The following is an 8,882-nucleotide window of genomic DNA, read 5'->3' on the forward strand; positions in this document are numbered from 1 at the left end:
GTTGCGGGCTTTGGTGTTGCTGGGTTCAAACGGAATATAAGCTGCCCCGGCTTTGAGTACGCCCAGTAAGCTCACCATCAGGCAGGCACTGCGTGGCATACAAACGCCCACCAGATCGCCGGGCTCAACGCCCTGCTCCTGCAAACAGTCAGCCAGTTTAGCCGCCTGCGCATTAAGCTGCGCATAGCTAAGTTGTTCGGTGTCACTGTGCACGGCAATCGCATCCGGTGTCAGCACAGCCTGCTGCTCAAAGCGCTCTGTCAAACTGCGCGCGTCGTAAGCGCTGTGCGTGACTGGCAACTGGGTTTGTAACTGACTAAACTGCGTATCGCTGAGCGCCGTCAAAGTATCAATAGAAGTGGTAAATCCATGCTCAGTGTCCAGACAACGGGCATAGTTTTCTAAGATAGTTTCAAGATGTGCCATCATGGTCGTGATGCTTTGTTCACTGTACAAGGCATCATCATATGACCAGCCAATCACGGTCCCCTCCTGACCAAGCTCTGCATGGATATCGATATCACCGCGAATTGTCATGGTCATATCTTTGGGCACATACGGTCTGAACGGCGTGCTTTTCGGCGCCTGTGGGCTGTCAGCTAAACCACTGTCATTACAGGTCAGCTGAATTTGAAATAGCGGCGTATAGCTATTAGAGCGGGTTACATCGAGCTGCTCAACCAGGTGCTCAAAAGGCACATCCTGATTGGCCTGAGCCGACAAATGAACTTGCCGAATATGTTGCAGATAACTGTCCAGGGACTGGGCTTTGAGCTCCACCCGCAATACCAGACGATTTAAGAAACACCCTATTAACTGCGCCACTTCGGCCTGAGCCCGGTTAGCAACGGTGGTGCCCACCACAATATCCCGGCTGGCTGTAAAAGTATGGAGTAGCAATACCAGCGCACTGTGCAGACACATAAAGGGTGATAACTGATAGTGACGGGCAATGGTTACTAATTTTTCCGTCAGTTCAGCACTGAGTGTCTGATTGCATTTTTTGCCACTGAACTTTTTCTTCGCAGGTCTGGGATGATCTGGGGTCAGGCTGTGTAATTCTGGTAAGCCCGTGAGATGTGAACGCCAGTAGGCTAACTGGTCCTGATAGTCCTGCGACTTTGCCCAGTTTTGCTGCCAATAAGCAAAATCACTGTACTGCACCGATAAAGGGGGTAACCCCTGTTCACTGCTGTACAGCGTCATAAATTCATTTTTAAGTATGTCCATCGACCAGGCATCGGACGCGATATGGTGCATGTTAAACAGCAAAATACCATGAGGCTGAGTACCACACGGCGTATCGGTTAGTTTGACATAGTGAATATCCAGCAGTGCATCGTGTTGCAGATCAAATTCCCGTCCGGCATGGGCCAGCGCCAGTGCCTTGACCTCGTCCCGTTGCACGGGTTCCGCCAGCGCGCTCAGATCGGTAAACTGCACCTCATTGCTGACTTGTTCACGTACCAGGCGCCGGGGTCCTTCGTCACTGGCTTCATAGCCCGTTCTGAGAATCTCATGACGCGCGATAATGGTGCGCAACGCACGCGTGGCGCGTGATACATCAAACGGCTGATACACCGAGTACGCCATCGGCATATTGTACTCACTGCCACCGCCTTGTAGTTGATTGACAAACCACAGACGCTGCTGAGCAAACGACAAACTATGTTGTTTTTCTTGCTCTGCCACCGGCTGAATGCGTTCAACCTGCTCAATGGGGGCTGATTGGGACAGCGTTGCAATAATGTCATGCTTATTCGCGCTAATAAGCGCTTTATGCTCTGCGGTCAGGGCCCCTTTCTGGGCTTTGGCCTTGAGCTTGCCATTATCCAGGTAAACTGCTACTCCCTGAGCAACCAGTTCAGCTAATAATTTGTTGATTTCAACCATTCATTCAAGTCCTGTTAGTCGAGACATGCGCCAGAGACTGACTTCATGTTACTTCTGTGGTCACTACATACGACTATTTATAACAGAACCGGGATGGTGATGACTGCCTGTAAGATTTGACAAGGCCACTGATCAGTCACCTCTCTTGACAACGAAAAGACCCGTAAACCAGGCGGGGTTGAGCGCTTTCATACTGCATTGCTCGAACAGAGTTGTACAACATTTTATCCGTGCAAACACGGCACAGCAGCCTTGATCTCATGCATGAGATCAAGGCTGTCAATCATAAACAGGTATCCGGGTGCCATTGGCAGCCGGGAATAACGGCTTAGAACTCGACTTCGTCCAGCTCAGCTTCGTTAATTTCACTCAGCTGCAAGTCCAGTATTTTCTTATCCAGGAGCTGCGCCAGTTGATCGATTTGTGCGTGCTCAATGGCTTCTTTAATCGACACAGAGACGTTAAAGGCCTGATGCAGACGTTGTACCAGCTTCATTAAGCTCAGTGAGTGTCCACCCAGCTCAAAGAAAGACTGATTAACACTGATCCGTGCACCATCGTAATCCAGTAACTCCGCCCAGATATCCCGCAGCTGACACTCAGTCTCTGTGGACGGTGCAACCTGCTTGCTGCCTGACACCCCTTCGCCCGGTTGCGGCAGTGCTTTTTTATCGATTTTGCCATTCACCGTCAGTGGCCAGTCCTGCATCAGCGTCATTTGTTCAGGTACCATATAAGCGGGTAAGAAAGCCGCGGCTGCGCGCTTGATACGCTCAATCTCCTGTGTATGCAGCTGCTCATCGACACTGTGTTCCAGCTTCAGATAAGCATGCAGAACCTGAGTTCCCTGGCTCTGTCTGGCAATCACTACGGCACTGTCTACATGGGTGATACTGCTTAACTGATGCGTGACTTCACCGAGTTCAATCCTGAAACCCCGGATCTGCACCTGATCATCCATGCGACCGATGAACTGCATGCGCCCATCGCGCTGGTGGCGACCCAGATCTCCGGTTTTATACAGTTTTTCGCAGCCCATACCGACACAGTGCGGGTTGTCGATAAAGCGCTCGGCACTCAAAGCCTCACGGCCCAAATAACCATCGGCAAGCCCGGCCCCTGTGACATACATTTCACCCGCGACCCCCACAGGCACAGGTTGCAGCTGTGCATCAAGAATATAGACAGCCTGATCCGCCAGCGGCCTGCCAATGTGGATCTGATCAATCTCCTGGCGCGCAATAGGCGCAAAGGTGACATGCACTGTGGTCTCGGTGATCCCATACATGTTAATCAATTCGGCCTGTGCATTTGCCGGATGCTGACACCAGCTTTGCAGATGCTGTGTTTGCAGTGCTTCTCCCCCGAATACCACATAGCGTAGTGCCGGCAGGCTGATATCGTGCGCAACCACATGTTCAGCAAACACCCCAAAGGCGCTCGGAGTCTGATTTAATACACTGAGTTGGTGCTGCTGACATAACTCAACAAACGCAGCCGTATCACGAGTCTGATGATGAGTTGGGATCAACAATTTACCACCGTGAATAAGCGCGCCCCAAATCTCCCAGACACTGAAGTCAAATGCATAGGAGTGGAACAAACACCAGGTGTCCTGATTGCTAAAAGAAAAGTCCTCCGCCGCACTGGCGAATAAGCGTGCCATATTACGATGAGTCTGAACCACGCCTTTCGGCGCCCCTGTCGATCCTGAGGTATAGATCACATAGGCTGGGTCGCTCAGTAACACCTCAGGTAACACAAGTGTCAAGCAGTGGTCTTGACTCAGCAGTGCCTTGCCATCCAGGTTCACCACCTGACACTGCGCCTCGTCGAGCGCCGCAGCACACTGAGGCTGCGCCAGACACAGGGCAATGTGGGCATCATTAATAATATAGTTCAGACGCTCTGCCGGACTGTTTGGATCTAACGGTACATATGCCCCACCGGCTTTGAGAATTGCCAAAACCCCCACCACAGTGTCGATTGAGCGCTCAACACATAAACCTATCAGGTCACGCTGTTGTATACCATATTCATGAACTAATTGAGCAGCCAGAGTGGTTGCCATTTTATCCAGTTCCGCATAGCTGACTGTTTGATTATCCATGACCAGCGCCGGACGCTCAGGCGTCGCACGGACATGGCGGTCAAACTGCGCAATCACGCTGTGCAACTGCGCATCGGCATAGGCCATTTTCGGTGCTGCGAGCAGTGCTTGCTGTTCCTGAGGTTGCATAATCTCCATCTCACTAAGCGATGCTGTGGCATCGAGTGACATAAGATTGCTCAGTGCCGTATTAAAGTGGCCCAGCAAACCTTCCATATCGGCACGCTCATACTGATGACCATGGAAGCTCAGTCGTAAACTCAATACTCCCTGCATCGAGGCGGTCATGGCAACCGGGTAGTTGGTGTATTCAATCGATGCAGCACTGTTCACCTCTAACTGACTTGCCTCGCTTTGCTGCGCCTGAGCTCCGGTATCATGCAGATCGGCCGGGAAATTCTCAAACACAAACAAGCTATCGAACATTGCCCCCTGAATACCATGCCCGCCACAGCTTAATATCTCCGGCAACGGCAGGTAACTATGCTGTTCACGCTGACTATGTGCCTTATGCATTTGTTGTAGCTGAGCACCAATACTGGCCTGATGGTCCAGTTGCACTCTGACCGGCACCGTATTAATAAACAGCCCTATCATTTGCTCCACATTTGCCACTTCCGGCGGACGCCCGGATAAGGTGGTGCCAAAGCATACATCCGATTGCGCACTGTAGCGGTGCAGTGTATAAGCCCACACTAATTGCAGCACAGCATTCGCTGTGACCTGCTGATTTTGCGCAAATTGACTCAGCTGACAGGTAAGCGTTTCATCGCAACTCCATTTGATTTCGTCATAACATGGAGCGTCACTGGCCGCAGCAGGTAACTGCAACGTAGTCGGTGCACTAACTCCTGCCAGTTCAGCATCCCAGAAAGCCCGCGCATCATCCCTATTTTGGTTACATAACCATTGAATATAATCCTCGTAATTCGCCGCAGGAGGCAAGGTCAGAGGCTGTCCACCGGTCAGACTCTGATAATAGCCCAGTACCTCGGAGAACAAGGTGGCCTGACACCAGCCATCGGTCAAGACATGGTGATGAGACCAGATAAGCTGGGCTTTTTGCTCGGGCAAACGCACCAGTGTCAGACTCATTAACGGGGCCAGATTAAAATCAAACCCTTTGGCTTTAATGGCGTGATGCAACTCACTGAGCTGGGTTGCCAGTAACTCAGCGGACTTATGTTGCCAGTCAAGTACTTCCATCTCAATGAGCGCATTGTTATGTACCACCTGATGAATGTCTGCATCATCAAACACACTGAAACTGGTGCGCAGAATTGCATGGCGTGCAATCACATTCTGCCAGGCCTGCTGCATGGCGGGTGTGTCCACCTCACCGTCAAGTTCAAAGTGTGTCAGCGTGGTATACAGACTGGCATCTTGCTGTAGCAAATCATGATAAATCATCCCCTGTTGCATCGGCGTTGCCACATACACTCTTTCAATATCTGAGTATTGAGCTTGCAATGAGTCCAGCTGAGCCTGTTCCAGTGTCGCTGCCGGGAAATCCTCGACAATCAAAGTCTGACACTCAGCACCGGCTTTGGCCTTGGCTACCAGCTGAAGTAAAACCGCTTTAAACCGGGCTGATAATGCCTCAATTTGTGCCTCTGAATAACTTGGCATCGCAAAGCTCAAATCAAATCTCAACTGATTGTCCTGGCTTTGACCATTGACCATTAAGTGATGCAGGTCGGCCGCCTCAGGGGCTGACTCTGCGCCACGCGATTCTTGCGCCATTGCCAAACGACCTTGTGTACCCGTCACATTGTCTAGTTTACCCAGATAGTTGAAGACGATTGCCTGGTCAACACTACGCTTATCCAACGCACAGATCTCAGCGTCCTGCCGGATATACTTTAATAACCCATACCCTAAACCATGCATAGGCAATTGTTGCAGCGTCTGTTTTACCGACTTAACAGTTGCGATCAGGTCATCTTGCTGACCCCCGAGGATCAGCGGATAAAGATTGGTAAACCAGCCCATTGTCTGAGTCACATCCAGCCCGTCAAACAAGGCTTCTTCCCGGCCGTGACTTTCCATATCAACACGCAGCAAAGGTCTGTCAAAGGTGGTCTGATAAGCCAGCAGGAAAGCACTGAGCATCAGCGTGTCCACATTACTGTGGAATACCTGCTGACAGTCTGCCAGTAATATCCGGGTGTCCGATTCATCCAATGAGAAGGACACATTTTGCCACTGCTCGGCCGCTACTTTGGCTGAAGGCTGAGCCGGGAACAAAGACAGTCTGTCACGCCAGTAAGTCTGTTGCTCACTCAATGCCTCGGACTGCGCCAACGCATTCACCGCTTCGCCCCAGACCTGATAAGAACTGGTTTTTTCCGCCAGCTGGATAGGCTGTGCGGTTTCGATTGCCTGCAGCGCGGTTTCCAGATCCTGAAGCAAAATACGCCAGGATACCCCGTCTACAACCAGGTGATGAATGGTCATAAACAGCCGTGCAGGCTTATCATCACCGGCATAAAAATACACAAACTTGCACAATGGCCCCTTTTCTATATCCAGCTGCCGCTGCAAGGCATCACACTGACGCTCAACCTCAGCACTGAAATCCGCCTCGTTCAGGTTACTCAAATCAACTACCTGATGCATATTGGCCAGCTGCGTGTCGCACAGTGGTACAAAGCTGGCGACCTCTGCAAACCGCAGTCGCAACGCGTCATGGCGTTCAACCAATGCGTTTACCAGCTCAGAAAAGTGACTTGTTAAATTACCCGGCGCGCTGAGCAGCAACGACTGATTGTAATGACTTGGCGTAGCCCGGTTTGCTGCAAAGAAGCGCTGCTGGATTGGCAGCAATGGCATCTCACCGGTCACCGCATCCTGCTGCGCATTGATGCGAGTGCTGAATTCAACATGTTCACTCAGGGTCGCAATACTTGGGGTCGCAAACAGCTGTTTCACGTTCAGGTGTAGACCCTGTTGTCTGGCGCGCCCGACCATCTGAATGGCAATGATGGAATCACCACCCAGCGTAAAGAAGTTATCCTGTATTCCCACCTGCTCTATGCCCAGTAAATCCTGCCAGATATCACACAGCGTGGCTTCGGTGTTGTTTCTCGGTGCGCAATATGCATTTTGCAGCAGTGCCTTATCCGGCTCAGGCAACGCCTTTTTGTTAATTTTTCCGTTCGCCGTCAATGGCCACTCGTCGATGACCACCGCCAGCTTAGGCACCATATATTCTGGCACCTGAGCGGCAAGCTGTGCCAAAGTCGCACCGATAAAGTCACTCTGATCCTCAGTTGTGACGATATCTGTCGGCTGTATATAAGCAACCAGGTCATTGCCCGATGCACCTTTTTTGGCCACCACAACCGCGGAGTCAATTTCAGTCAGCTGGCTGAGTCGCTGAGCGATTTCACCGAGCTCAACTCGGAAGCCGCGAATTTTAATCTGGTCGTCGGCACGGCCCACGAAAGCCAGGTTGCCATCGGCCAGGTAGCGCACTAAATCACCGGTGCGATACAGACGTTTCGAGCTGCCAGCCACCTCGGGGTCATAAAATGGATTGTTAATAAAGCGCTCGGCCGTCAGCTCGGGCTGACCCAGATAGCCACGCGCCAGGCCGTCACCACCGACATACAGCTCGCCTAAGCTACCGTGAGGTAATAAGGTCTGTTTCTGATCCAGTACATAGGTCTGAACATTACACAAAGGTGTGCCGATATGTATGGTGTCATCAGTGATTTCACCCACAGTCGCACAGACTGAGGTCTCCGACGGACCGTAAGCATTATAGAAAGGATAATGTGCCCGCCAGCGTGCCACCACATTTTCTTCACAGGCTTCCCCTGCCACAATTAAACATTGCAGCGCCAGATCTGTCTGCAAGGTCATGGTCGATAACAACGCCGGTGGCAAAGTCGCATGGGTGATCTGCTGCGTTTTTAACAGCTCAGACAACTGCTGTACATCCGTACGTTGTGATTCGTCAGCAATCACCAGGGTACCCCCCGGGATCAAGGCCATCAGCCACTCCCAGGTCGCCGCATCAAAACTAATGGATGCGAATTGCAACACCTTACTGTCGGCACAGGTAGCAAAACGAGCTTGCTGGTTGTGAGCCAGGTTCACTGCGCCCTGATGAATAAGCTGCACGCCCTTGGGCTGACCCGTTGAGCCTGAGGTGTAAATCACATAAGCCAGACTGTCGCTGCTGATCTCATCCAGAGCCGGATTGTGCTGCGGATAGTCATCAAGCGCCAGAGCTGCAATATCTATAGCGGTGCCCGCTTGTTCGCTCATCAGGCTCTGAGCCACGGTCAGACCACTGCCATACCCAATTACTTGCTTCAGACCTGCATCGGCTGCCATATAGCTCAGGCGACTGGCCGGATAATCCGGGTCCAGTGGCACGTACGCGCCACCGGCTTTGAGTATCGCCAGCATGCTCACCATCATCTCCATCGAGCGGCTGCTGCACACCCCAATCAGGGTTTCAGGTGTGATCTGCTGCTCACTCAGCAGGTAATGGGCCAGCTGATTGGCCCGCTTATTTAGCTCGGCGTAACTGATGGATTGGTTCTGGAACACCAGCGCCGTTGCCTCAGGTGCTGCCTCTGCCTGCTGTTCAAATAAATGATGAATACAGGCCGTGTCGTCGTAGCCTAAGCTGCGCTGACCCTGCGTCAGTAACCTGGCCACTTCATCCGTCGGTAATACGCTCAGTTCACTCACTGATTGTATTTGAGTTGTGTCCGTCAGCTGACTCAGCGCCGTCATCACATACTCTGCAATGCGGCTGATCTCGACCTGCTCATCAATTTGTAAGTCCAGGCTGAACACATGGGCTGCGCCATAATCATTCACCGATAAGTTAAACGGGTAGTTGGTGCGCTCCTGTGCGCTC

General features: G+C 51.8%; 2 protein-coding genes. Both read right to left on the bottom strand.

Features of this window, described 5'->3' with window-relative positions; genetic code table 11:
- A partial coding sequence (locus MHN31_RS23770; protein ID WP_239445503.1) for a condensation domain-containing protein occupies positions 1-1,893 on the bottom strand: 1,893 nt, incomplete at its 3' end.
- Between the two features lie 328 nt (positions 1,894-2,221).
- Positions 2,222-8,842: a non-ribosomal peptide synthetase gene (locus MHN31_RS23775; RefSeq protein ID WP_239445504.1), complete on the bottom strand. Its 6,621-nt coding sequence runs from the start codon at positions 8,840-8,842 to the stop codon at positions 2,222-2,224.
- Positions 8,843-8,882: the final 40 nt, after the last annotated feature.

The sequence above is a fragment of the Pseudoalteromonas sp. McH1-42 genome (assembly GCF_022347845.1).
Classification (GTDB): domain Bacteria; phylum Pseudomonadota; class Gammaproteobacteria; order Enterobacterales; family Alteromonadaceae; genus Pseudoalteromonas; species Pseudoalteromonas rubra_D.